A 23,630-nucleotide genomic window follows, 5' to 3' on the forward strand; every position below is an offset into this window, starting at 1 on the left:
GCCCTTTCAGTAAACGGGTGGTGAGATGATCCAGACCGCAATGGCCGGCTGATCGTAGGGATTGGACCAGCGGTAGTTCTGGCCGCGGATACGGAAACTGTCGCCCGCGTCGATCGCGAACGGGCGGTCGTCGATCCAGACATCGAGGCGGCCCGACACGAGATAGGCCAGTTCCTGTGTGTCGCGACGGACGTTTTCCTCGCGCCGCGAACCGGGCCGGAAGGTCGAATGCACGACCTCGAAATCGTCAGTCAGGTCGGGCGACAACAACGTTTCCATCAAGCCGCTATCATCAACGCCAACGACCCGGCGCGCATTGGCGCGCACTATGATGCCGCGTTCCTCCTCGGTCGCCGCCGGGCTGCCGAAAAACAGCGATAGCGGAACATCCAGGACTCGGGCGATCTGCTGCAGGTCGCGAATACGCGGGGTCGAGATGTCGCGCTCGACCTGGCTGATCCAGCCGACGGAACGGTCGAGCGCCTGGGCCAGATCCTCGAGCGTCATGCCGCGCGCCTTGCGCAGTGCGCGCAAGTCGGCGCCGAGCGTCGCGTCGGCATCGACAGGCTCGTTCGCCTCGAGCAATTCTTCGACACCAAGCGTCAATTCGGGCATTGCGGCATCCGACAAAATGAAATTATCGGACGCAATTTCATGTCTTTCATGAAATTGTCAATTCAATTTTCACAGCGACTCGCCGTTTGACTTCGGGTTTCAGGAACTGCCGCAACGTCTGATGTTGGAATACACGCCAGCCGGAGTCGCTCGGGCTCAGCTACCGCCCTGCAAAACGCTCAGCGCGTCGCGCGCGATCTGCCGCTCCTCGCGCGCCGACACAACATGCACCGGCTTGTCGCCGAACGTTGCCAGATGTTCCAGGATGCGCGTCCGCACCGCCTCAGCGTTTTCACCGATACCGCCGGTAAAGGCGTATGCGTCGACGCCACCCATGGCGACTATGGCCGATCCGGCGTGGCGCGCCGTCCAATAGCAGAAGTGGTCGACGGCGAAGCGCGCCGCCTCGTCGTCGCGGCCGAGCAATGCGGCCATGTCGTTGTCGCCGGCCAGAGCCAGCAGGCCGCTCTTCGCGTTCAGCAGTTGTTCGGCCCCGTCTACACCGTGCTCGCGCGCCAGCCGCAAGGCGACTGCCGGATCGATGGCGCCGCAGCGCGATCCCATCGTCAGCCCGTCGAGCGGCGAGTAGCCCATGCTGGTGGCCATGCTCTTGCCATCAAGGATCGCGCACAGGCTCGCGCCATTTCCAAGATGCAGCGCAAGCAGGCGTTTCGGCAGGTCGTCGCGCAGCGTTTCGACCAGCGACGCATAACTCAATCCGTGGAACCCATAGCGCTGCAGGCCGGCCTCATGCAGCTCCGAAGCAATCGCATAGCGGCGCGCAATCGGCGGGTTGGCGGCATGGAAGGCCGTGTCGAAGCTGGCGCTTTGCGGCAAGCCGGGCGCGATGCTGGCCAAGGCGCGGATCGCGGCAAGCGCGTTCGGATTGTGCAAGGGGGCGAGCGGACAACAAGCCTCGATGCCGGCTTCGACATCCGGCGTAATCCGTGACGGTGCGGAGAAAAGCTGCCCGCCATGCACGACGCGATGGCCGGCGGCAGCCAGCGAAGCAAGGGCGATCCCCTTTTCGGCGAGTGCATCGAGAATGCCGCGCAACGCTGCCTCGTGGTCGCGCAGCTCCACAGCCCGCGCCTCGCCGCCGATTTTCAACTCGCCACCGCCGCCGATATCGGTGGAAGCGCCGGATAGCGTTTCGTTCAAATCGCCATCAAAGACCGCGAACTTGACCGAGGACGAACCGGCGTTGAGTACGAGTATGTCCGCCATCGCCGCCCCCGGGTCTTTATCGTCAGGCGCCAGCTTGCGGGCGCATATCAGCCGCATCGATCCCCGCGACCTGCACCGGTTTCTTCATCGCATCGCGGCGGAACGGCTCGCCCAGCTCCTGGTTGATCATCGCCTCGATGAGCGTGGTCTTGCCATGCTTCATCTGGTCTTCGATGGCCTTGTCGAGCGCTGCTGTCAGCTCATCCATGGTCCGGGCGATAACACCCTGCAGGCCGCAAGCCTTGGCGATCCCGGCATAAGACACCTGCTCGTCAAGTTCGGTACCGACGAAGTTGTCGTCGAACCACAGGGTCGAATTGCGCTTCTCGGCGCCCCATTGATAATTGCGGAACACGATCTGGGTGATGGCCGGCCACTCCCCGCGGCCGATTGCCGTCAGTTCGTTCACCGCGATACCGAAAGCACCGTCGCCGGCAAAACCGACAACCGGCGTGTCCGGGCAGCCGATTTTGGCGCCGACAATCGCCGGCAGGCCGTAGCCGCACGGCCCGAACAGGCCCGGTGCAAGGTACTTGCGGCCGCGCTCGAATGCCGGATAGGCGTTGCCGATCGCGCAGTTGTTGCCGATGTCCGAAGAAATGATCGCCTCGCGCGGCAGGGCTGCCTGGATCGCCCGCCATGCCATGCGCGGGCTCATCCACTTCGGCTTGGCGGCGCGCGCACGCTCGTTCCAGGTAGTGCCCGGATCGTCGTCCTCGTGATCCATCGACGAAAGCTGCTGCGCCCATGTCGACTTTGTGGTGGAGATCAGGTTCTTGCGCTCGGCCCGGCCCGTATCGCCGGCATCGGCCGAGAGCTTCTCGAGTATGCCGGTCGCCACCTTGGCGGCGTCGCCGATGATGCCGACCGAGACCTTCTTGGTCAGGCCAATCCGGTCAGCGTTGATGTCGACCTGGATAATCTTGGCGTCCTTGGGCCAGTACTCCATGCCGTAACCCGGCAAGGTAGAGAACGGGTTCAAACGCGTACCGAGCGCCAGCACGACATCGGCCTGCTTGATCAGTTCCATACCGGCTTTCGAGCCGTTGTAGCCGAGCGGACCGGCAAACAGCCGGTGCGAGCCGGGGAATGCGTCGTTGTGCTGGTAGCCGACGCATACCGGAGCATCGAGACGCTCGGCGAGCGCCATGGAGGCTTCGATGCCGCCAGCCGACAGAACAACGCCAGCACCGTTCAGGATCATCGGGAACTTGGCTTCCGACAACAGCGTGGCAGCGCCAGCGACTGAATTCTCGCCGCCGGAGGACAGCTCGAATTCCACCGGCTCGGGGATTTCGACATCAATCACCTGGGTCCAGAAATCCCGCGGAATGTTTAGCTGCGCCGGTCCCGAAAGACGTTTTGCCTTGGAGATCACGCGGGCCAGCACTTCGCAGACACGCGAAGGATCGCGTACCTCTTCCTGGTAGGCGACCATGTCCTCGAAGAGCTTCATCTGCTCGACTTCCTGGAAACCGCCCTGCCCGATGGTCTTGTTGGCCGCCTGCGGCGTGACCAGCAGCAGTGGCGTGTGGTTCCAGTAGGCTGTTTTGACCGCGGTCACAAAGTTGGTGATGCCGGGCCCGTTTTGGGCGATCATCATCGACATCTTGCCGGTGGCGCGGGTGTAGCCGTCGGACATCATACCCGCCGAACCCTCATGCGCGCAGTCCCAGAAATGGATACCGGCCTTCGGGAACAAGTCGGAAATCGGCATCATCGCCGACCCGATAATCCCGAACGCATGCTCGATCCCATGCATTTGCAGGGTTTTTACGAAGGCCTCTTCGGTCGTCATTTTCATGATGCGATCTCCCCGGAACATATCTCTGCCGGCCACTCGGCTGAGCCTCTTCGCGCAACTCTTAAGCGGGGATTTGCCGGGCGCAATAGGGCCAGAATCCGGAGCTATCTAGGGCCAGATTCGCGGACACGCTCGGCAATCAGACGAATGCCCTCCGAAATTCGCGCCGATTCGATGGAAGAATAGCTGAGCCGGAAAAACCGCCGATCATCCTCGTCAACGCCGAAGAACACGCGCCCCGGCTCGATGACGACCCCGTCGGAAAGCAGATCGCGCGCCAGCCTCGACGTGTCCAGGCCGTCTGGCGCGCGCATCCAGAAGCTCGAACCGCCATTGGCACCAATGGTGTGGCTGGCGAGTTCATGGCGCTGCATCGCCGCGGTCATCTCGGTGCGACGGCGCTCATAGGCTCGCGCCATCCTGCTGACCTGGCTGTCGTAGTAACCGAGCGACAGAAAGTAAGCCGCTGTGCGCTGCATGTGACCGGGCGGATGCCGCAGCACTAGACCGCGCAATGCGCGCGCCTCGCGGATGAATTCTTCGCTCGCGACCACATAGCCGAGGCGCAGGCCGGGAAACAGCGATTTGGAGAACGAGCCGACATAGATCACGGAGCCGCCGTCATCCATCGCCTTGAGCGCCGGCGTTGTCGACGCGCTGAAGGAAATCTCGAACTCGTAATCATCCTCTACGATCACAAAACCGCGCTCTGAGGCCATGTTTAAAAGCGCGCGGCGGCGGTCGAGCGGCATGGTCACGCTGGTCGGGCACTGGTGGCTGGCGGTGGTAAACACGACATCGACATGACCCGGCAGGCTTTCCGGATCGAGGCCGTGCCGGTCGACATCGGCGGAAACGGTCGCGCAGCGCGTATGATCGAGGATTTGCCGCAGACCGGGATAGCACGGATTTTCGTGCACCGCCGTCCGGCGTTGGGTGAGCAGCAGTTGCGCCGCCATCCAAAGCGCATTTTGCGCGCCCATGGTGATCAGGATCTGGTCGACCTCCGCGCGGATGCCGCGCCGCGGCAGGATATGGCGCTGGATGTATTCGACCAGTTTCGGATCGTCGCGCTCATAGGTGTCGAGCATCAGCGTGTCGAAATCGCGCTGACCGAGGGTCTGCAACGCGCAGCTGCGCCAGTTTTGGTGATCGAACAGGCGCGCATCGGCCTGGCCGTAGATGAACGGATAGGGATAGCTCCGCCAATTGGCCGGGCGCGACAGGATTTCGTGGCCGGTATAGCGGCGGCCGAGAATCCGCGTCCAGTCGACCGCCGAAGGCGGCTCGGCCTGCGCCATGCGAAAGCGCGGGTTGCGCGGCGCATTGTCCGACACGAAATAGCCGGAGCGTCCCCGCGCAATCAGATAATCGGACGCGACGAGATCGGTATAGGCGAGCGTTACCGTGATACGGCTGACGCCAAGATGATCGGCCAGCTTGCGGCTCGAGGGCAAGCGCGCGCCGGCCGGGAAATGGTTAGAAAGAATCCCCTCGGCCACGACACGCTGGATCTGTTGCTGCAGCGTGCCGTCACCGTTCGGATCAAGCAGGAAGCTTTCTACCGGGATGCTCATCGAACCGGTTTATAGGCAAAACCGAGGCGCACCGAAAGCGCGCTTCGGCATCACTCATTAAGAGCCTCAGCTGAACACCCGCGTCAGCGCCGTGTCGACCGCACCGGTAATATCGTCGATATCCTGGGCCGTGGCGATCAGCGCAGGGCTGAAGCACAGCGTGTTGTTGCGCCCGGGGATCGAGCGGTTGGTCACGCCGATGATCACGCCCTCGGCGCCGCATTCGGCGACAACCTTCTGCGCCAATTTCTCCGCGACCGGCTCCTTGGTGTCTCGGTCGGCGACCAGTTCGCAACCCTGGAACAGTCCCTTGCCTCGTACGTCGCCGATGACGTTATGCTTTGCCATCAGCGCCTGGAGATTTGCAGTCAGGCGCTCGCCCATCGCGGTACAATTGTCGAGCAGATTCTCCTCCTCGACGATACGCATGTTCTCCAGAGCGGCAGCCGGACCGGCCGTGCAGCCGCCAAAGGTGGAGATGTCGCGGAAGTAGCTCATGGGATCGGACGCATCGTCCTTGAACAAGGAGAACACATCCTCGGTGGTCACCATGCAGGCGATCGCCGCATAGCCCGAAGCCACGCCCTTGGCCATGGTCACGAAATCCGGCTTGATGCCGTAGTGCTGGTAGCCGAACCAGGTTCCGGTTCGCCCGACGCCGCAGACGACCTCGTCGATGTGAAGCAGGATTTCGTATTTGGTGCAGATTTCCTGCACCCGCTCCCAGTAACCATCCGGCGGGGTGATAACGCCGCCGCCCGCCGTGATCGGCTCCAGGCACAGGAGGCCGACAGTTTCCGGGCCTTCGCGCAGGATGACTTCCTCGATCGCATCGGCTGCGGCGCGACCGAATTCAGCGCCTGAAAGATGCTCCAAGCCCAATTCATGCTTGCGGTATTCCAGGCAATGCGGCACGCGCACGAACTCCGGCGCGAATGGGCCATATTGGGCGTTGCGCTCGTCTTGGCCGCCAGCCGACATCGCCGCCAGGGTCGAGCCGTGATAGTCGCGGTCGCGGTAAAGGATCTTGGTCTTCTTGCCGCCGTAACGCTTGTGGGCGATCTGGCGGACCATCTTGAAGACCTTCTCATTGGCCTCGGATCCGGAATTCGTGTAGTAGACGCGGCTCAGGCCGGGCATTTTTTCGACCAGTTTTTCAGCGAATAGCGCCCCGGGGATCGAGCCGGCTGTCTGTGCGAAATAGCAGAGTTTGACGAGTTGTTCGCGAACCGCGTCGGCGATGGTTTCGCGTCCATAGCCGACATTAACGGTCCACACGCCACCGGAAACGGCATCGATGTACTCTTTGCCGCCCTGGTCCCAGACACGCATTCCGCGCCCTTCGACGATGATCCGCGGATCGCCGGTTTCAAATGGCTTATGCTGGATCAGATGGTGCCAGACATTGGCCTTGTCGGCCTCTACGACATGTGACAAATCATTGATAGATGGCGTTATGTTCATGGCAGGACTTCCCGTGGCGATTACCGAGACAGTGGGCCGGTTTGCTTATTCCGTCACCCGAGATGCTCAGAACTGCATGGAAATTGGGCTTCCAATAGGGCCAGTTGCCGCAATCGGTTAAGTCCAACGCCGATACGCACTTGGCAAATCGAAAATCCGGCGCAACCATTTCACCGTCTTGCGCACGCGGCATTGCAATAACCCAACGGACAACAACAATATCCATCAAGCAACTTCGCGGGCAATGTTATGCAAAAAAGGGAGAGAATGCATGAACAAGATCATTAAATCGGTTGCCGCCGGCGCCATGCTGGCTATGGCGACCCAATCGGCTTCGGCGATGGATGAAATCACCGTAGCCTACTTCCTGGAATGGCCGATGCCTTTCCAGTACGCCAAGGCCAAGGGCATCTATGACGAAGAACTTGGCGTCAAGGTCAATTGGGTTTCGTTCGACGCAGGCACCGCGATGTCGGCGGCAATGGCTTCGGGCGATGTCCAGATCTCCGTCAGCCAGGGCTTGCCGCCCTTCGTGGTCGCCACATCGGCCGGCCAGGACCTTAAGCTCGTCGATGTTGCGGTCAGCTACTCCGAAAACGACAACTGCGTCGTCGCCGAAGCGCTCGAAATCGACAAGGACAGCGCCAGTGAACTGGCAGGCAAGAAAGTCGGTGTGCCAATCGGTACCGCCGCGCATTTCGGTTTCCTTGAGCAGATGAACCATTTCGGTGTCGACATCTCCTCCATGGAGATCGTCGACATGGCGCCGGCTGACGGTGCGGCCGCCTTCGCGCAGGGCAACCTCGACATGGTATGCGGCTGGGGTGGCGCGCTGCGCCGGATGATGGAGCACGGCAATGTGCTGCTGACCGGTGCCGAAAAGGAAGAAATCGGCATTCTCGTTTTCGACGTGACATCCGCGCCGGCTGATTTCGCTGCCGAGGAATCGGAACTGCTCAGCAAGTTCCTCAAAGTCACCGCCGACATGAACGCCATGTGGAATGCCGGTGAGAACAAGGACGAGATGCTCGCCGTCATCGCCAAGGACGCCGGCATGGATCTCGATGCCGCGGCTGCGACGATCGGCACGTTCTCCTTCCCGGGGATCGACGAACAGCTCGGCGAGAAATGGCTCGGCGGCGGTGCCCAGAGCTTCATGGGCGGCGTGGCCAAGGTGTTCAAGGACGCCGGCTCGGTACCGGAGACGCTCGAGTCATACGCCTCCGCCGTTGATGCGAGTTACCTCGAATCCGCAAACTCGATGTAGTCTACAGGGGCGTCGGCGACAAACCGGCGCCCCAATTCCATCCAGACACCAAACTTTGATCGGGAAGAACGGATGACCGGCCTAGCCATCGATAAACTGTCCATGCGGTTCGACCTGCCGAACGGCACCCACGTTCAGGCCCTTCAGGACGTTACGCTGAACCTCAAAGAGGGCGAACTGATGAGCGTGCTCGGCCCGTCGGGCTGCGGCAAGACAACGCTGTTGAACATCGTCGCCGGCTTTCTCGCCCCGACCGAGGGCGAAGTGCGCATGAACGGGCATGTGGTCACCGGGCCGGACGCCGAACGCGGCATGGTGTTTCAGAAAGGCGCGCTGTTTGAATGGATGAGCGTGCGCCACAATGTCGATTTCGGTCCGCGCATGAAAGGCATGGCCAAGACCGAGCGCGACCGCATTACCGACCATCTGTTGGAAACGGTCGGGTTGCAGGACTTCAAGGACAAGGCGGTCTATGAACTGTCCGGCGGCATGCAGCAGCGCGTCGCGCTGGCACGCTGCCTCGCCAACGATCCCGACGTGATCCTGATGGACGAGCCGCTCGGCGCGCTCGATGCGCTGACGCGCGAGAAGATGCAGGGCCTTGTGCTGAAACTCTGGAAAGAGACCGGCAAAACGGTAATCCTGATCACCCACTCGGTTGAAGAGGCGCTGCTGCTCGGCGAAAGGCTGGTGGTCATGGCGCCGCGCCCGGGGCGCATCCATCGCGAATACACCCTTCCCTTCGCCGATATCGGCGTCAACGCTGATCTGCGCGAGGTCAAGAAATCGGACGGTTTCTCCGAGACCCGCGACGAGATCCTGTCGATGATCTGGGAAATGGAAGAGGAAATCATGGGGCGCACGGAGAACGCGGCATGACCGGCATCGTCATCCTATTCATTTATGTGGCGCTGTTTGTCGGTGCCTGGGTCGCCGTAACGCTGGTTCAAAGGCGCATGGAGCCCTACCACGACCTCACCAGCCTGAAGACCGTTACCTTCGGCGACGAGAGCGCGGTGCGCTCAAACCGCTGGGCGTCGATCCTGTCGCTTGTCGTCATTTTCCTGATCTGGGGAGCATTTACAGGCTCCAGGCTGGTTCCGGTGCATGTGCCCGGACCGTTTGTCGGCGACACGGGTTTCACCTACACGGCGCGCAACGCCGCCGGCGAAATGGACACCGCGGATATCGCGGTGGTCGTGCATAAGGTCGGCGCCAAGGTGGATGATCCCGAAATCGAGGCCGGCGACGGATTCGCCAAGGCCGACACCGCGACAGTCGCCGCGTGGCGCTCGGTGCTGATCAGGGCAAGCCGCAACGACGATGGCGGCCGCGAGGACGGTTACGCCGTGATCGAGATCGACGGCAAGCCGATCGAACCGGGCGCAACCGTGCGCACGGCCAACGGAGCGGTCACGATGACGCCAAAGGGCTCGCTCAGCTTCTCGCCTTCCAAGGGGCTGCAGATGGAGCCTATCTGGATGCCGTCGCCGGAAGATGTGGTCGGCCGGTTCATCGAGATCGCCTCGGACGGCTACCAGAACTTCACGCTGTGGGAGCATCTGGGCTGGTCGCTGTTCCGCGTCGTCGCGGGCTTCTTCTTCGGCACGCTGATTGGCATTCCGCTTGGCTACGCGATGGGCCTTTCGGGATGGTTCCGGGGCTGGTTCGACCCGATCGTCGAATTCATGCGACCGGTGCCGCCACTGGCGCTGATCCCGCTCGTCATCATTTGGTTCGGCATCTGGGAGACCGGCAAGATCGTGCTGCTGTTCCTGGCCGCCCTCTGGATCATGGCCATTGCGGCACGAGCCGGCGTGTCGGGCGTCAACATCACCAAGGTGCACGCCGCCTATTCGCTGGGCGCGTCGCGCCGGCAGATCCTCTGGCACGTGATCGTGCCCAACTCGCTGCCGGAGATCTTTACCGGCGCGCGTGTGGCCATGGGCGTCTGCTGGGGCACCGTCGTGGCGGCCGAACTCGTCGCCGCGCAAAAGGGCGCCGGCATGATGATCATCGCCGCCTCGAAGTTCCAGCTTACCGATATCGTCATCATGGGTATCGTTCTGATCGGCATCATCGGCTTCGGCATCGACATGCTTATGCGCCGCGTCGAGGGTATCCTCGTACCGTGGAAGGGCCGCGCCTGACCACGGGTGCGGCACAGTCCTTCACGTTTCAAGACCGGGCCGGCAGCTTCCTGCCGGCCCGATTTTCGTTCTGGTTATCCCGAGCGAGCGCCGCGCTGCCGCGCCGGCAAGGTCAAGCGAATGACGAATGGCAGTCGCGGCGCACCTGATCCAGATACAAGAGCCGGTCTTTCGGAACACTGCTGGTTTCGGCGGCCAGAGCTTGCCGCAACTCCGTAAGCGCCCGACGCGCCTTGGCCAGACAGGCGCGGAAGCCGCGAATACCCGTAGCCCGGCGCTCCGGATCGGGGTCGTCGCGCATCTTGGGCGGCGGGAACTCGGCCGCCCGCAACAGCAACGCCTCCATTTCTTGGGTAACGCCGATCAGATCGGACGCCATGTCCGGTTCGTCGATCTCGCGAAACAGCCGGTTCATAAGCGTACCAAGCTGTGCCATGTGTGTCCGAAGCGTCGGTAGCATATCTGCCTGTGCCGGCCCGGGAACGGGCAGCGAAAGGCCGATGGCGACGACCATCATGACCGCCGCCCGCTTCATCGCCGCCGCCTCGTCATGCCAGCTTCCGGTCGGGACCGGCGTCGCCTGCGCTCCGGATCGGGTTCACGTCGGGCGGATAGACCAAGCTTTGCGACGTCTTGACCTCCTCGAGGGGCACGCTCCTCGCCGCTCCGGAGAGTTCCTTGGAGCGCTGCACGAGAAAATCGATGATGTGATTGCGGATATCGTAGTAGCCGGGATGGTGAATGATATCGCCCCGGTTGCGCGGCCTTGGAATGTCCACGACAACGGCTTCGGCGATGTTGGCCTTCGGGCCATTGGTCATCAGGAAGATGCGGTCGGAGAGCAGGATCGCCTCGTCGACGTCATGGGTGATCATGAATACGGTTTTGCGCGTCTCCGACCAGATCTTGATCAACTCGTCCTGGATCGAACCGCGCGTCAGCGCATCAAGCGCCCCGAACGGCTCGTCCATCAGCAGAACCTCCGTCTCTAGGGCGAATGCACGCGCTATGCCGACGCGCTGGCGCATGCCGCCGGACAGCGCGTGCGGTTTGCGATCGAGCCCTTCGGTCAGGCTGGCGCGCGACAGGTACTTGCGCGAATGGTCCCGGACCTGCGCTGAATCCCATTTCGGCCACTTTGCCCGGACCGCGAAATCGACGTTGTCCTGAGCCGAAAGCCATGGCAGCAGGCTGTGGTTCTGAAAGACGACCGCGCGGTCCAGCCCCGGACCGGCAACCTCCTTGCCGTCAACCAGTACGCCGCCGCTTGTGGGCTTTTCCAGTCCGGCGAGGATATTGAGGATCGTCGACTTGCCGCAGCCCGAATGGCCGATACAGGTGACGAACTCGCCACGTTTCAGGCGAAAGTTCACATTCTCGAAAACGATGTTCTCTTCGCCGCGTTTCGGCCCGGGGAAGCTTTTTCCCAGCAAATCGGATTTGACGACATATTCCGACATATGGAGATCATTCCTTGTATTCGATGACACGGAGCGCCTGGCCGAGCGCCATGTCCAGAACCAGCCCGACGACGCCGATGACGACGATGGCGAAAATCATGCTGGCCAGGTTGAGGCCGTTCCATTCGTTCCAGACGAAGTAGCCGATGCCGACACCGCCGATGACCATTTCGGCAGCAACAATCACCAGCCAGGCGATACCAATGGAGATGCGCATTCCGGTCAGGATGGTCGGTGCCGCGGCCGGGAGGATGACGCGAAACGCCGTCTTCAGCTTGGAAAGCTCCAGCGTCCTGGCGATGTTGAGCCAGTCCGGCTTCACATTCGCCACCCCGAAGGCCGTGTTGATCAGCATCGGCCAGATCGAACAGATGAAGATGACGAAGATAGACGCCTTCTCGGAATCCTTGATCAGGAACAGCGCGACAGGCAGCCACGCCAAGGGCGAGATCGGCTTGAGCACCTGCACATACGGATTGATCGCCGCGTTCCACAATGGCGACATGCCGATCAGGAAACCGAGCGGAACCGCCACGGCAATCGCCAGCACGAACCCGGTCAAGACGCGGGCCAGCGAATATTGAAGCTGGATGCCGATGCCCTTGTCGTTGGGGCCACGGTCATAAAACGGGTCGAAAATCTGCTCCGATGCCTCGCGCCAGACCTGCGAAGGGCTCGGAAAGCCGGTTTCCGCCTCCTCGGCCGCGCCACCGGTGGTAAAGCCGAAGGACTGAATGCCGCCGGCCGCCTCGATCTCGTCGTAGGTCAGGCCCAGCCCGGCGATCTGGTCGATCTGGTCGAAGACAAGGCCCTGCGCCGAATAGGCGTCGATATCCGCCTCGGACATGCCTTGGGCGGTCAGGGTTTCCATTTGCGCCGGCGACATGCTCGTCGCATCGGCATCGTGCCGGACCGTCGTCGTCTGGACATGCCAAAAGCCCAGGAACACGACCAGAAGCGCGACCGACAACAGTCCCGCCATCACGTTGTTCGTTTTCATCGATGATCTTTCCGCTGATCCTGTTCGGTCACGACCGGCGACACCCGGCCTCAGACGGGCCGGGTGTCACGCACTGTCGAAAGCGCCCGAGCGCCACCCTGGCGGTCAGGCCCGGGTGATGTCGAAGCTGGTGATGTATTCCTGGATCGCGTCAGGATCGTAGGTCTTCCCGTACACGTCGTAGGCCGGATATTTGACTTCCGGGATATCCTTCCAATCCAGGTCGGAGTTCGCGGCTGCCATGTCCTTCATGTTTTTCTCGGTCTCCGCCGACATGAAGATCTCATCGGAGATCGATTTGTAGTCGATGTCAGACTTGATGTAGTCCCAGCGCCGGAGTTGCGAGAGAATCCAGGTGCCCATCGACTGTGTCGGATACGGCATGAAGGAGATCCGGTCCGGCACCTTCTTGATGTTTCCCAGACCGTCCGGATAGACGCCGGTCAGGATCTGCTTGAGCACGGCCTCCGGCTGGTTGAGATAGTTTCTCGGCGCCATGGACTCCGCAAACCGCCCCCTCTGGTCGGCCTTCTCGGCCGTGTAGGTTGCGTCGAGAATGGCGGTCAACAACACGATGAAGGTGTTCGGATTCTCGTCGATGAACTTCTGCGAAATTCCGAAGCAGCAACATGGATGCTGGTCCCAGATTTCCTTTGTCAGCTTGTGGATGAAGCCGACACCGTCATAGACGGCGCGCTGATTGAACGGATCGGGCGCCAGATAGCCGTCGACGTTCTCGGCGCGAAGGTTGGCCACCATCTCCGGCGGCGGAACGACGCGGATCTGAATGTCCTTGTCGGGATCGATGCCGTGCTCAGCCACATAGAGCCGCAACAGCAGGTTGTGCATAGAGTACTCGAAGGGAACGGCAAACTTGAAGCCCTTCCAGTCCTTCGGGTTCTGCTTGTCCTTGTGCTTGTTGGCGAGAACGATCGCCTGACCGTTGGTGTTGACGTTGGTCACCATGCGCCAGTCCTGCGACGCCGAGCCGAGCCCGAGCGACATGGCAGCCGGCATCGGCGCCAGCAGGTGGGAGGCGTCATATTCGCCGTTCATGCACTTGTCGCGCGCAACGGCCCAACCGGCAGTCTTGATGATGTCGACGTTCAATCCGTACTTGTCATAGAAGCCGAGCGCATGACCGGCGATGATCGGCGTCGCGCAGGTGATCGGCACGAAACCGATCTTCAAATCCTTCTTCTCGACGTTCTTCATGGCGTCCTTGGCCATGGAAGCGAGCGCCTCGAACGGGACCATCGAGCCGATGACCGACGCCGCAGTCGCCGCGCCGACACCCTTGAGGAATTTGCGGCGATTGACGTCAGTCTTGAAGATGGAGTGCAGAAGCGAACTCTCCAACGCCCGGTACATGGTCGCGCCGGGATCCTCGGAGTTGAAATCGAGCGACCGCTTGGCCAGAAACGCGTTGTTTTCGCGCTCGACCTTTTCCGGCGCCTTCAGCACATCGGCGATACTGCGCGGCGGGTCGTTTTCGTGGGCTCCTCGCTCGGAACACTCGTTCCAGAGATCCACATTCGGATCAAACGGGTCTTTGTCCATGCTCATCAGCACTCTCCATTTTTCTTACTGACGCCCGCCGTCTGGCGACGCAGCGAAGACAATAAAAAAACCGCTTCGCACCGGTGGTGACCGGTGAAACGAAGCGGCTGTGCTTCGTCGGCGCGTCATTGGGCCGACTATCGGGCTCCGGCTGGATTGCGCTCCCCGTTGAGCGGACGCCAAGAACCTGCCCAACACCATGCAGAATTCGTGCCAGCAGGTGAGCTAAGACATTTATTCAATAATTTCAGTAAATTGCCTGTAGGTCTGGTTCTCGCAGAAAATCGGCAGCTGCGCGCCAATCGATCAGCCCTGCCCAGCTATTGTGCAATGCCAAAGATCAGCGTGGCGCTCATCCTAAATGCCGAGCCGGCTGGCGGCGATTACCAGACCCGCCACATCGACGAGCTTCTTCTTCTCGTTCATCGCGCTGCGGCGCAGGAGCGCATGCGCGTCCTCCTCGCTGATCGAGCGGGATTTCATCAGGATACCCTTGGCCTTCTCGATGACCTTGCGATCATCCAGTTGCTGCTGCAAAGCGGCAACCCTGTTGTCCAGCGAGGCGAATTGCTCAAAGCGGGCGATGGCGACCTCGATGATCGAGCGCAGGCGCGTCTCGTGCAGACCGTCGACGATGTAGGCCGAGACACCGGACTGCACGACGCGGCGCGTCAGTTCCGGTGCGCTTTCGTCGGCGAACATGACGACCGGGCGGCGCACTTGCTCGGACATGCGCAGCATCTGTTCCACCGTGTCACGGCGGGGATTCTCCAGATCGATAAGGATAATGTCGGGCTCATAGCTGACGACGCGGGAAAAGACATCCACTGTGTCCTGGATCAGAACGACATCGACGATCCCGGCCTGATGCAAACCGTCGAGGAGTACCCGTGCACGGTCTGCATTCTGATCGATTACCACGACCTTCCAGACGTCTTCGGTCATTGAACCGCCCCTATGATCTCCTCATATCGGCCAAACCGGTCCAAGTTACATCCAACCAGATCCCGACTTTATCGCCGGTTGGGCAATGCAACCAGTTGTGCATCGCACAAATACGCGGCAAGCGGCTGCCCTCGCAGCGGAAATTTTGCGCAATCCTCGAATTCGCAGGCGAACGGCGGATGCCAGCATACGCCATTCGCCATATGGCGCGCCCGCGAACACTCACGGGCGACGCGGCTCACCACTGATTGTATTTCAGAAACTTGCCGGTCATCGACACCTTGACGCGGTCGCCCTTGGGGTTCTCGATGCGGTCGATCTTCAGGTCGAAGTCGATGGCACTCATGATGCCGTCACCGAACTCCTCATGGATCAGTTCCTTAATCGTGTCGCCATAGACATAGATGATCTCGTGGAAGCGGTAGATCAGCGGATCCTTGGAGACAGTTTCGGCTTCCTGGCCCTTTTTCGGCGGGAGCTGCAGCGCGATCTCGACATCCTTGGCGCGGTTGCCCAGATCGAGAAAGCCAGCCACCTTGGCGGCGGCTTCGGCCGGCAGCGCGTTCTGGCCGAGGCAGGCCGAGACAACGAACACCTCGGACATGCCGGCGGCGGCCGAGATCTCTTTCCAGCTCTTTTTCTGGATGAATTTGGCGGCCATGATCAGTTCGGTCATCTCGACCTTCGACATCAGCACCGCAGGCGTTGCGCTTACCACGTTCATCTGCATTCTCCTTTCGCGATTTATTGGTTGTCGTGAAACTGCCGGTTCATGCCGCCACCGCCTGGTCAGCCGCGGCGAGTTGCTTGCGCGCCATCATGTGCGAGCGCGGATCGTTGACGGCGTCTACGGCGAGCAGCCGGTCGCCGGAGTAGTATTTCAGCGCAAAGCGTCCGCTGCCCGGATCGCCAGCCATCTCTGTCCGGTCATAGCCCGTGGACAATCCGGCAATCTGCAGCTTGACGTCATACTGATCCGACCAGAACCAAGGCACCGGATCGTAGGCGACCGCCTCGCCCAGCATCGACAACGCGGCGGCCTTGCCCTGATCGGCGGCGTTCTGGACGCTTTCCAGGCCGATCCGGCGACCGTAGCGGCGCGACGGGAATTCCGTGCAATCGCCGGCGGCGAAGACACCCGGCACGCTGGTGCGGCATGCCTCGTCAACGACGATGCCGCGCTCGACGACAAGGCCGGCGCTGCCCGCAAGTTCGGTGACCGGCACGGCGCCGACCGCCATCAACACAAGGTCGGCGGCTATCGTTTCGCCCGAAACCAGTTCGACGCCTTCGGCCCGCGTTTCACCGGCGATGCGCGCCACTCCCTCGCCGAGCACGACGCGCACGCCATGCGCCCGGTGCAAATCCTGGAAGAATGTCGAAATCTGCGGCGCGACCGAGCGTTTCAGCACGCGATCCTGCGTCTCGACGACCGCAACCGACTTGCCCATGCCGCGCGCGACGGCGGCGAACTCCATGCCAATATAACCGCCGCCGATGATGGCGACCGTTTGTGCGGCTTCGAGTGCTTCGGCGATCGCGCTGGTATCGTCGATCCCGCGCAGCGAGAACACACCAGGCAATTCCGCGCCCGGCAGCGGCAGGCTGCGGGCACGCGTGCCGGTGGCAAGCAACAAACTCGACCATGAAAGCACCTGCCCGTCCTCCAGTGTAATCGTGCGGCCGGCGGGATCGAGCGAGGCGGCGCGCGCGCCGGTCATCAACGTCACGCCGGCATCGTCGAAAAATCCCGATGCCTTCAGGAAGAGCCGTTCGGTCTCCATCTCGCCTTTCAGATAGGCTTTGGAGAGCGGCGGACGCTGATAGGGCGGCCAACGCTCCTCGCCGATCAGGCGGATCTCACGGTCATAGCCGGCCGTGCGCAGTGTTTCGGCTGCCTTGATCCCGGCCTGGCCGGCGCCAATGATGATGATCGGGTCGCTCATGTCTCGGTCCGCACTCGGTTTCGCCGGGGCGGCCGCTTGTGCCGCCCCGGCCCTCCCCAGGAGACTGCCGTCAGTACGGCAGGCCCTCCTCGATCGGCAGCGCCGGGTCGCGCGACCATTCGTTCCACGAGCCGAAATAGATGCGGACATCCTCGACACCAGCCTCCTTCAACGCCAGGAAGGTGTTGGACGCGCGCGCACCCTTGAAACAGTAAATATAGACCGGCGTGGACTTGGTGATGCCGGCCGTGGCGCATTCGGCCATGATCTCGTCCTTGGACTTGAACATCGGGCCTTCCGGCGACGGCTTCATCATCCGGTACCACTCGATCCACTTGGCACCCGGAAGGCGGCCCTTGCGCGGGCAGAAATCCTTGCCGTAGGGCGACGAGGAATCGGCGATCCACTCGTCCACATCGCGCACATCCAGCTTGACGATCGCTTCGTCGCCAATCGCCTTTTGCATGTCGGCGACATCGAGCATCAGGCTGTGGCCGGTGTCGGTAACCGGGAATTCCTTCGGGGTCGGCATGACAGCGTCGGTGGAAACCGGCATCTCCTCGGCGGTCCATGCCTGATAGCCACCATGCAGAACCTTGATCTTCGGATAGCCGAGAAACTGCAGCAGGAAAAAGCCGCGGCAAGACTGGCCGAAGCCGGTGTTCATCGACTGCTCGTAGATGATTGCGGTCTCGTTGCCGGACAGACCGGCAGCGCCGAACTCGGCGGCGAACTTCTCGGTCAATTCATGCATGCCTTCCGCCGATGACGTGGCCAGGAAGGTGAAGATGTCGTGCATGTTCACCGCGCCCGGCAGATGACCGGCGGCGTAGCTTTCGCCGTCGCGCGTGTCGATCAGGACGCAGGGCTCTTTCTCGATCAGGACGGCAAGCTCGGCCGGGCTTATCAGGGTGGATTCGCTCATGTGCAGTCTCCTTTGGGTCAGTCTTGGGAAAGGGCTTTCTCGAAAATCCGTTGCCGCCGTCAGGCCGCGTCGAGCTCGGCGATCAGTTTGCGCAGATGCTTGGTTGCCGGCGTAACGATGGCGATGAAATAGGCTTCGCGCAGACGCCGCTGCGCCGCGCCCTGGCTGACATAGCCACGCGCGCCGCAATGCAACTGTGCCCAATGCGCGGCGGTAACGGACAGTTCCCCGCCTTTCAGCCGGGCCTCCAGCACACGCCGGAAATAGGCGTCCGACGGGTCATAGGGGGTCTTGGCCAATTCCAGCACTTCGCCGACAAGCGCCTGATACTGCGCTTCGATATCGGCGGGTTGAACCTCCAGGTAACTGTTTATGTGGCCGAGCGGCCCCTCGACCTGCTTCATCAAGTCGATGCAGTTGCGGATCATGCCGGCCGCCATGCCGCATTGCAGCAGGATGAAACCGCCACGAATGCGCTTGATATAGGGTTCGGCGGGCGCGCTGAGCACGAATTCGTCGGGCACGAAAACATCGCGGAACTGCACATTGCAGGTCGCCGTGCCGCCCATGGCGACGAAATCGTGGTCGAGCCTGAGCTTGATGCCCTCCCAGCCGGCATGGATGATCGCCATGACGCGCTGCGGGCTGTCCTGGCCCTCGATCTCGACATTGAACAGGGTTCCGAAATAGCCGTCGGAGACAAGGTTGGAGACCCAGGGGAGAATGCCCTTGACCCGATAGCCGCCCTCGACCTTCTCGCCCTTCAGACGCATCGGTTCGATCTCGCCGATCGCTTTCAGCGGATTGGACATGCCGGTACCGCCGAGCGACTGGCCCTTGATCACCTTCGGCAGCACTTCCCTCTTGAGGAAGTCACTGTCGGACGAGGAGATGTACCAGGCGAGCGTGCTCTGGCACCAGACGCAAAAACCGGTCGACAAGCAGACCTCGGAGGCCGCTGCCATCGCCTTGATCGCGTCACCCAGTTCGGTGTTGCCGTCGATGCCCGAGACATGCGTCGCATAGGCGCCGGCGGCGCCGAACGCGCGCATGATATCCTCGGGATAGACACGCTCCTCGTCGATCTGCGGCGCGCGCGACGTCAGATCGGTGGACGCAATGCGGGCGATCTCGTCGAAATCGGCGGTGTTGAATTGGGCAACGACGTTCATTTCGGGTCTCCTGGGCGGATATGTCACGGTCGCGGCCGCGCCCCGCGATGGGGCGCGGCCGATGGATCAGACGGATTTCGCTTCCATGTTCACGGGCCGCGAGAAGGTGTTGAAAACCGGCGACCACTTGCAGACATGGTCGATCAACTCGTCGATGGTCTGCTGCGGCGCGTCGGCGTCCATGTGGACGAGGATGCGCACATCGGTGAAGCCGACCGGCTTTTCCGACACGTCGCCGGTGCCCCAGACGGCGGTGATGTTGAGATCGCCCTCCAACTCGACCTCGAGCGAATTGATGGTGATGCCCCGGTGCACGGCGTTGGCGTGCAGGCCGACGGCTATGCACGAACCGAGTGCGGCGAGCGACGCTTCCGACGGGTTCGGCGCGGTGTCGTCACCGAGCAGGCCCGGCGGCTCGTCGACGATGTAAGGCTCCAGATCGCGAATGTAGTTGGCGTGGCGGAACCGGCCTTCGGCGACGGTCTTGCATTTCAGTGTCTTGACCGCTTTCGGGTCCTGTTTACCCTTCTCGATCAGACCGTCGAGGCCGGACTTGTCGATCGGCGCAAGACAGCCGGTCAGGGCAGTTGCTGGTTGGCTGGACATTTCGGTTCTCCTCTTGTTGTCCAAGTTTTGTTGTCCAAGTTTGACGTGTTGCGGCCCGCGTCAGTCCTCGCGGTGCCAACTGAGTTTCGAAATCGCCTGCTGGCAGGCGAAATCGAGCAGGAAGCCGATGACGCCGATGATCACGACGGTTGCGGCCAGGCGGTCGTATTCGAGCGTGTCGCGGGCATCGTTGATGGCGTAGCCAAGGCCGGAGGTGACGCCGAGATATTCGGCGGGTACCAGCACGATCCACGCGACACCCAGCGCCAGACGAATGCCGGTCAGGATGTCCTGGCTGATCGCCGGCAGGATGATAACCAGCAGCATGTGCCAGGGGCGCGCGCCGAGATTGCGGGCGACCTTGAACCAGGACGGATCGATCCGCCGCAGTCCCGCCGCCGTGGAAAACAGGATCGGCCAGACCGCGGCCACGGCGATCAGGAAGACGATGGCGCCCTCCCAGGTGGCGAACGCCATGACGGCGATCGGCATCCATGAAAGCGGCGAGATCATGCGCAGGAACTGGAACGGGATGTTGGTGATCTCGCGCAGCACCGCGACGCGGCCGACCAGAATGCCGATCGGCACGCCGATGGCAATGGCGATCGCCATGCCCATGAGCACCCGCTCCAGGCTCGGCACGGTCATCGCCGCCGCCTCGCCACTCGCCAGCATGTCGGCGAGCCGGTCGAGCGCCGGCGCCGGCGCGAAATCCGCAAACGCCATGGTCGCCGGGTTGTTCTGGACCATCAGCCCGCCGATCCACCAGAACAGCAGCAGCAGGGCCATGCCAAGCACGGCATAGCCGACGCTCATCAGCAGTTTGATCGGTCCCGCGCGGTCATGCTCCGTCCCAGCAGCCATGGCGGCCGGATCGGCGGCGATATCGGTACTCACAGTTCGAGAACCTCTTCGCGATTGAACGGATCGCCCGGATTGACCGACGGATCGTCCTTCCATTCCGGATACTTCTCGAGCGCGTTCCTGACGAACTCGTAATCGACGAGGTCGTTGGCGACGAAGTCCGGATCAAGCTCCTTGAGGAAGGTCGTGTCGCCGCCGACAAGCGTCCTGTTCATCTCCTCGACGATCATCCTGGTCGCTGACGGATAGGGCCAGGGCTGGAAGTCGATGCGACCATTGCCCCAGGATGCGCCGTGCTTGATGGCCTGGGATTCCGTGTAGCTTTCCTCGTCGGTGTAGAGCGTCATGGCGCGTTCGACGACAGCTGCCGGCATCGGCAGAAAACCCTCGCCGTCCTTCGACATCAGCCGGGCAACCTCCTTCTTGTTGTTGGAGGCATAGATCTGAGCCCGCACGACGGCGTTCATGACCTTCTGCGTCCACTCTTTCTTCTCGGTGGTCGCCTGCTCGTGCATGCAGATCACGCAGCACGGATGGTTCTTCCAGATATCGCCGGTGAAGCGCAGCATGCGCGCGCCGGCCTTGATCTCGCCGAGCGCGTTGAACGGTTCGGCGACGATGTAGGCGTCGATCTTGCGTGAGGCGAGCGCGGCCGGCATTTCTGGCGGCGGCAGGATTTGCAGGTTGCATTCATTGGCGGCGAGCGCTTCGCCTTCGCCCTTGATGACCGGCACGACACCGGACTCGCGCAGCGCATATTGCAACACGATATTGTGCATCGAATACCAGAAAGGCACAGCGACCTGCTTGCCGCCGAGCCCGCTGAAGTCGGTCACATCGGTGTGACCGCCAACCACGAGGCCGGAACCGTTGGTGTGCGCCCAGGACATCAGCTTGACCGGGATGTTGTTGTTGTAGCGCATCCAGACCGGGATCGGCTTGAGGAAATGCACCAGGTTGAACTTGCCGGAGACGAAACCCTCGACCAGCGGCGACCAACCGCGGATCAGCGTCGGGCGCTCGGCCTTGAGGCCCTCGTCCTCGAAGAAGTTCATGCCGTGTGCAACAAGCAAAGCGGTCGCGTCGGTGATCGGCAGATAGCCGGTGCGCACGACTTCATCGCTGGCGGACGCAAAGGCGGGCGTGCTCATCGCGCCGATCAGCGGTCCGAGTGCGGCCATCAGACCGCCGGCGGCGAACATGTCGAGCGTCTGGCGGCGCGTGAAATCGTTGGGGAAGTACTCGTCGTCCAAATCCATGCTGTCGGGGCGGTTCTTTGGCGTGTCGGTCATCTGGTCGTCCTCTCTGTGCTGGTCCTTTTGATAGGTTGGCGTGATCAGGCGGCGCCGCGCGGCTGTTCTGGTTCGACGACGCGAAGCGGCATGGCAGGTGCGGCGCCCGGCGCGAGATCGAGGCCAGCGGCGGTTTCGTAGGCCGCAGCAAGCCGGGCACGCGCGCGCGCATATTCAGGCGTCCGCAGGTCGTCGCGATTGTCGAGGTCGATCGGCACGATGTCGCGCACACGGCCCGGATTGGCCGACAGAACCACCGCCCGCTCGGCCATGATGACTGCTTCAGCGAGGTCATGGGTCACAAGGACCAGCGTGATGCCGAGTTCCTTTGCGATGCGGCGGACGTCGCGCTGCAGGCTGCTGCGCGTGAAAGCGTCGAGCGCCGAAAAAGGTTCGTCGAGAAACAGGATTTTGGGGCTCGGCGCCAATGAGCGCGCCAGCGCAACGCGCTGCTGCTGGCCGCCAGACAGGTCCTGCACGTTGCGGTCGGCATAGTCCGACAGTTCGACCAGCCGCAGCATTTCCGGCACGCGCGTGGCAATCTCGCCCGAACGGCCGGTAAAGCGCAGACCCAACGCGACATTCTGGGCTACCGTCATCCAGGGATAGAGCGACGGCTGCTGGAACATCACGACCCATTTGGGAGATGGTTCCTCGACCTTGAGCCCGTCGACATAGACTTTGCCCGCGCTTGGCGCGATCAGGCCCGACATGATGTGCAGCAATGTCGACTTGCCGCAGCCAGAGCGGCCTACAAGCGCAAGCGCCTCGCCGGGATTCACTTCAAGGTCGATGCCGGCCAAGGCCTGCTGACGACCCCGCCGGTAGGTGTGGCTGACCGTCTCCACAGCTAGATGCGCGCCTTTCAATGCATATCCCTCAATCAGAAAACATACCGTTCTGTTTCCCCTCCTGCAGATGGCGTGCCAACTCGTGCGAGCAGGCGTAACGCATTGATTTCACGCATCTCTCTTGTTCACCCAGCGAGAGATCGATTTCCCGGGTTTGCTTAACGAATGGGCGATGCCTGTTTGCGCGCCAGCAGAATCCGGGAGTGAACCCGGAGTACACCCGGCCCCCGCATTGAAATAATCCGGCCGGGCCTCTAAGGGATAATGATCGTTCTGTTTACCCCCGAGGCTGCCCGTGTCCGCCGATCCATCTTCCGCGCCTGCGATCAACATCGCCCGCTATCCGGGGGCGGCGCGCGAGCGGCTGTTGCTTGCCGCCAGCGATCTGTTCTGCCGCTATGGCATCAACGCCACCGGCGTCGACGCGATCGTCGCGGCGGCCGGTACGGCGAAGACCACGCTTTACAAGGCGTTCGGCTCCAAGGAGGGGCTTGTCGAAGCCGTGCTGGAGCGAGAGGGCTCAACCTGGCGCGACTGGTTCTCCGAGGAGGTAGATGCCCTGCCCGGCGATGCGCGCGACAAGCTGGAACATCTGTTCGACGTGTTGAAGAAGTGGTTTGCCGAAGAGCATTTCTACGGATGCCCGTTCATCAATGCGGTGGGCGAACACGACAAGGAAAACGACCGGCTCCGCCTGTTGACGCTCAAGCACAAGAAGATCGTGCTCGACAAGATTACGGAATTGGCCCGCGAAGCGCGACCCGATGATCCGGAAGGACTGACGCACGAGCTGAATCTTCTGATCGACGGCGCAATCGTCGCCGCCCTGATCACCCGCGATCCCGACGTCGCCGTCCACGGGCGCAACGCAGCCGCCCGGTTGCTCGCTGACAGCTGAGCCGCCT

The 23,630-nt window shown here is 62.0% G+C and carries 22 protein-coding genes; 4 read left to right on the plus strand and 18 right to left on the minus strand.

Features of this window, described 5'->3' with window-relative positions; translation table 11 throughout:
* Positions 1–6 precede the first annotated feature (6 nt).
* The 5 genes from ACO06R_RS14890 to ACO06R_RS14910 form a co-directional block, all read right to left on the minus strand.
* Positions 7–615 (minus strand): helix-turn-helix domain-containing protein, encoded by a 609-nt coding sequence (locus tag ACO06R_RS14890; RefSeq protein WP_421851552.1) that lies wholly within the window; start codon positions 613–615, stop codon positions 7–9.
* A gap of 156 nt (positions 616–771) precedes the next feature.
* Positions 772–1,842 carry an acetate/propionate family kinase gene (locus ACO06R_RS14895; protein WP_421851556.1) on the minus strand — a complete coding sequence of 357 codons (1,071 nt, stop codon included), beginning with the start codon at positions 1,840–1,842 and terminating at the stop codon, positions 772–774.
* A gap of 22 nt (positions 1,843–1,864) precedes the next feature.
* Positions 1,865–3,646, minus strand: a complete 1,782-nt coding sequence (gene xsc, locus ACO06R_RS14900) for a sulfoacetaldehyde acetyltransferase (RefSeq protein ID WP_421851559.1) — start codon at positions 3,644–3,646, stop codon at positions 1,865–1,867.
* Between the two features lie 104 nt (positions 3,647–3,750).
* The gene (locus ACO06R_RS14905) at positions 3,751–5,223 is read right to left on the minus strand and encodes a PLP-dependent aminotransferase family protein (protein WP_421851562.1); all 1,473 of its coding nucleotides are present in this window, start codon (positions 5,221–5,223) and stop codon (positions 3,751–3,753) included.
* Between the two features lie 66 nt (positions 5,224–5,289).
* A complete protein-coding gene (locus ACO06R_RS14910) occupies positions 5,290–6,687 on the minus strand; it encodes an aspartate aminotransferase family protein (protein ID WP_421851565.1) in 1,398 nt (465 codons plus the stop codon).
* A 271-nt stretch (positions 6,688–6,958) separates the two neighbouring features.
* Between ACO06R_RS14910 and ACO06R_RS14915 the strand changes: the two genes are divergently transcribed.
* From ACO06R_RS14915 to ACO06R_RS14925, 3 genes are all read left to right on the plus strand, one after another.
* Positions 6,959–7,954, plus strand: coding sequence for an ABC transporter substrate-binding protein (locus ACO06R_RS14915; protein WP_421851568.1), 996 nt, complete (start codon positions 6,959–6,961; stop codon positions 7,952–7,954).
* A gap of 72 nt (positions 7,955–8,026) precedes the next feature.
* A complete protein-coding gene (locus tag ACO06R_RS14920) occupies positions 8,027–8,833 on the plus strand; it encodes a taurine ABC transporter ATP-binding protein (protein WP_421851572.1) in 807 nt (268 codons plus the stop codon).
* The gene (locus ACO06R_RS14925; RefSeq protein ID WP_421851574.1) at positions 8,830–10,104 is read left to right on the plus strand and encodes an ABC transporter permease; all 1,275 of its coding nucleotides are present in this window, start codon (positions 8,830–8,832) and stop codon (positions 10,102–10,104) included. The genes ACO06R_RS14920 and ACO06R_RS14925 overlap by 4 nt, the downstream gene beginning before the upstream one ends.
* Positions 10,105–10,216: 112 nt before the next feature.
* On the opposite strand, the gene ACO06R_RS14930 is transcribed toward ACO06R_RS14925, so the two are convergent.
* The 13 genes from ACO06R_RS14930 to ACO06R_RS14990 form a co-directional block, all read right to left on the minus strand.
* A complete protein-coding gene (locus ACO06R_RS14930) occupies positions 10,217–10,639 on the minus strand; it encodes a hypothetical protein (protein ID WP_421851577.1) in 423 nt (140 codons plus the stop codon).
* A 13-nt stretch (positions 10,640–10,652) separates the two neighbouring features.
* Complete coding sequence (locus ACO06R_RS14935) at positions 10,653–11,564, minus strand: ABC transporter ATP-binding protein (RefSeq protein ID WP_421851580.1); 912 nt, start codon at positions 11,562–11,564, stop codon at positions 10,653–10,655.
* A gap of 7 nt (positions 11,565–11,571) precedes the next feature.
* Complete coding sequence (ntrB, locus tag ACO06R_RS14940; protein WP_421851583.1) at positions 11,572–12,564, minus strand: nitrate ABC transporter permease; 993 nt, start codon at positions 12,562–12,564, stop codon at positions 11,572–11,574.
* A 105-nt stretch (positions 12,565–12,669) separates the two neighbouring features.
* Complete coding sequence (locus tag ACO06R_RS14945; protein ID WP_421851586.1) at positions 12,670–14,130, minus strand: ABC transporter substrate-binding protein; 1,461 nt, start codon at positions 14,128–14,130, stop codon at positions 12,670–12,672.
* A gap of 351 nt (positions 14,131–14,481) precedes the next feature.
* On the minus strand, positions 14,482–15,069 hold the full coding sequence (locus ACO06R_RS14950) for an ANTAR domain-containing response regulator (RefSeq protein WP_421851589.1): 588 nt from the start codon (positions 15,067–15,069) through the stop codon (positions 14,482–14,484).
* 238 nt (positions 15,070–15,307) lie between these two features.
* Positions 15,308–15,793, minus strand: coding sequence for a cyanase (gene cynS, locus ACO06R_RS14955; protein WP_421851592.1), 486 nt, complete (start codon positions 15,791–15,793; stop codon positions 15,308–15,310).
* A 46-nt stretch (positions 15,794–15,839) separates the two neighbouring features.
* The gene (locus tag ACO06R_RS14960) at positions 15,840–17,015 is read right to left on the minus strand and encodes an NAD(P)/FAD-dependent oxidoreductase (protein WP_421851594.1); all 1,176 of its coding nucleotides are present in this window, start codon (positions 17,013–17,015) and stop codon (positions 15,840–15,842) included.
* 70 nt (positions 17,016–17,085) lie between these two features.
* The gene (locus ACO06R_RS14965) at positions 17,086–17,940 is read right to left on the minus strand and encodes a sulfurtransferase (RefSeq protein WP_421851597.1); all 855 of its coding nucleotides are present in this window, start codon (positions 17,938–17,940) and stop codon (positions 17,086–17,088) included.
* A 59-nt stretch (positions 17,941–17,999) separates the two neighbouring features.
* Positions 18,000–19,112, minus strand: coding sequence for an acyl-CoA dehydrogenase family protein (locus tag ACO06R_RS14970; RefSeq protein ID WP_421851600.1), 1,113 nt, complete (start codon positions 19,110–19,112; stop codon positions 18,000–18,002).
* A 66-nt stretch (positions 19,113–19,178) separates the two neighbouring features.
* A complete protein-coding gene (locus ACO06R_RS14975; RefSeq protein ID WP_421851602.1) occupies positions 19,179–19,718 on the minus strand; it encodes an OsmC family protein in 540 nt (179 codons plus the stop codon).
* Positions 19,719–19,778: 60 nt separating this feature from the next.
* Positions 19,779–20,615, minus strand: a complete 837-nt coding sequence (locus ACO06R_RS14980) for an ABC transporter permease (protein ID WP_421851605.1) — start codon at positions 20,613–20,615, stop codon at positions 19,779–19,781.
* The gene (locus ACO06R_RS14985; RefSeq protein ID WP_421851608.1) at positions 20,612–21,874 is read right to left on the minus strand and encodes an ABC transporter substrate-binding protein; all 1,263 of its coding nucleotides are present in this window, start codon (positions 21,872–21,874) and stop codon (positions 20,612–20,614) included. Before ACO06R_RS14985 ends, ACO06R_RS14980 begins: the two co-directional genes overlap by 4 nt.
* 44 nt (positions 21,875–21,918) lie before the next feature.
* A complete protein-coding gene (locus ACO06R_RS14990; RefSeq protein WP_421851611.1) occupies positions 21,919–22,743 on the minus strand; it encodes an ABC transporter ATP-binding protein in 825 nt (274 codons plus the stop codon).
* Positions 22,744–23,020: 277 nt separating this feature from the next.
* Here ACO06R_RS14990 and ACO06R_RS14995 point away from each other — a divergent pair, with 277 nt between their 5' ends.
* Positions 23,021–23,623, plus strand: coding sequence for a TetR/AcrR family transcriptional regulator (locus tag ACO06R_RS14995; protein ID WP_421851614.1), 603 nt, complete (start codon positions 23,021–23,023; stop codon positions 23,621–23,623).
* The last annotated feature ends 7 nt before the right edge of the window (positions 23,624–23,630 follow it).

Origin of the sequence: Oricola sp., from assembly GCF_965230365.1 — a bacterium.
Classification (GTDB): Bacteria; Pseudomonadota; Alphaproteobacteria; order Rhizobiales; family Rhizobiaceae; genus Oricola.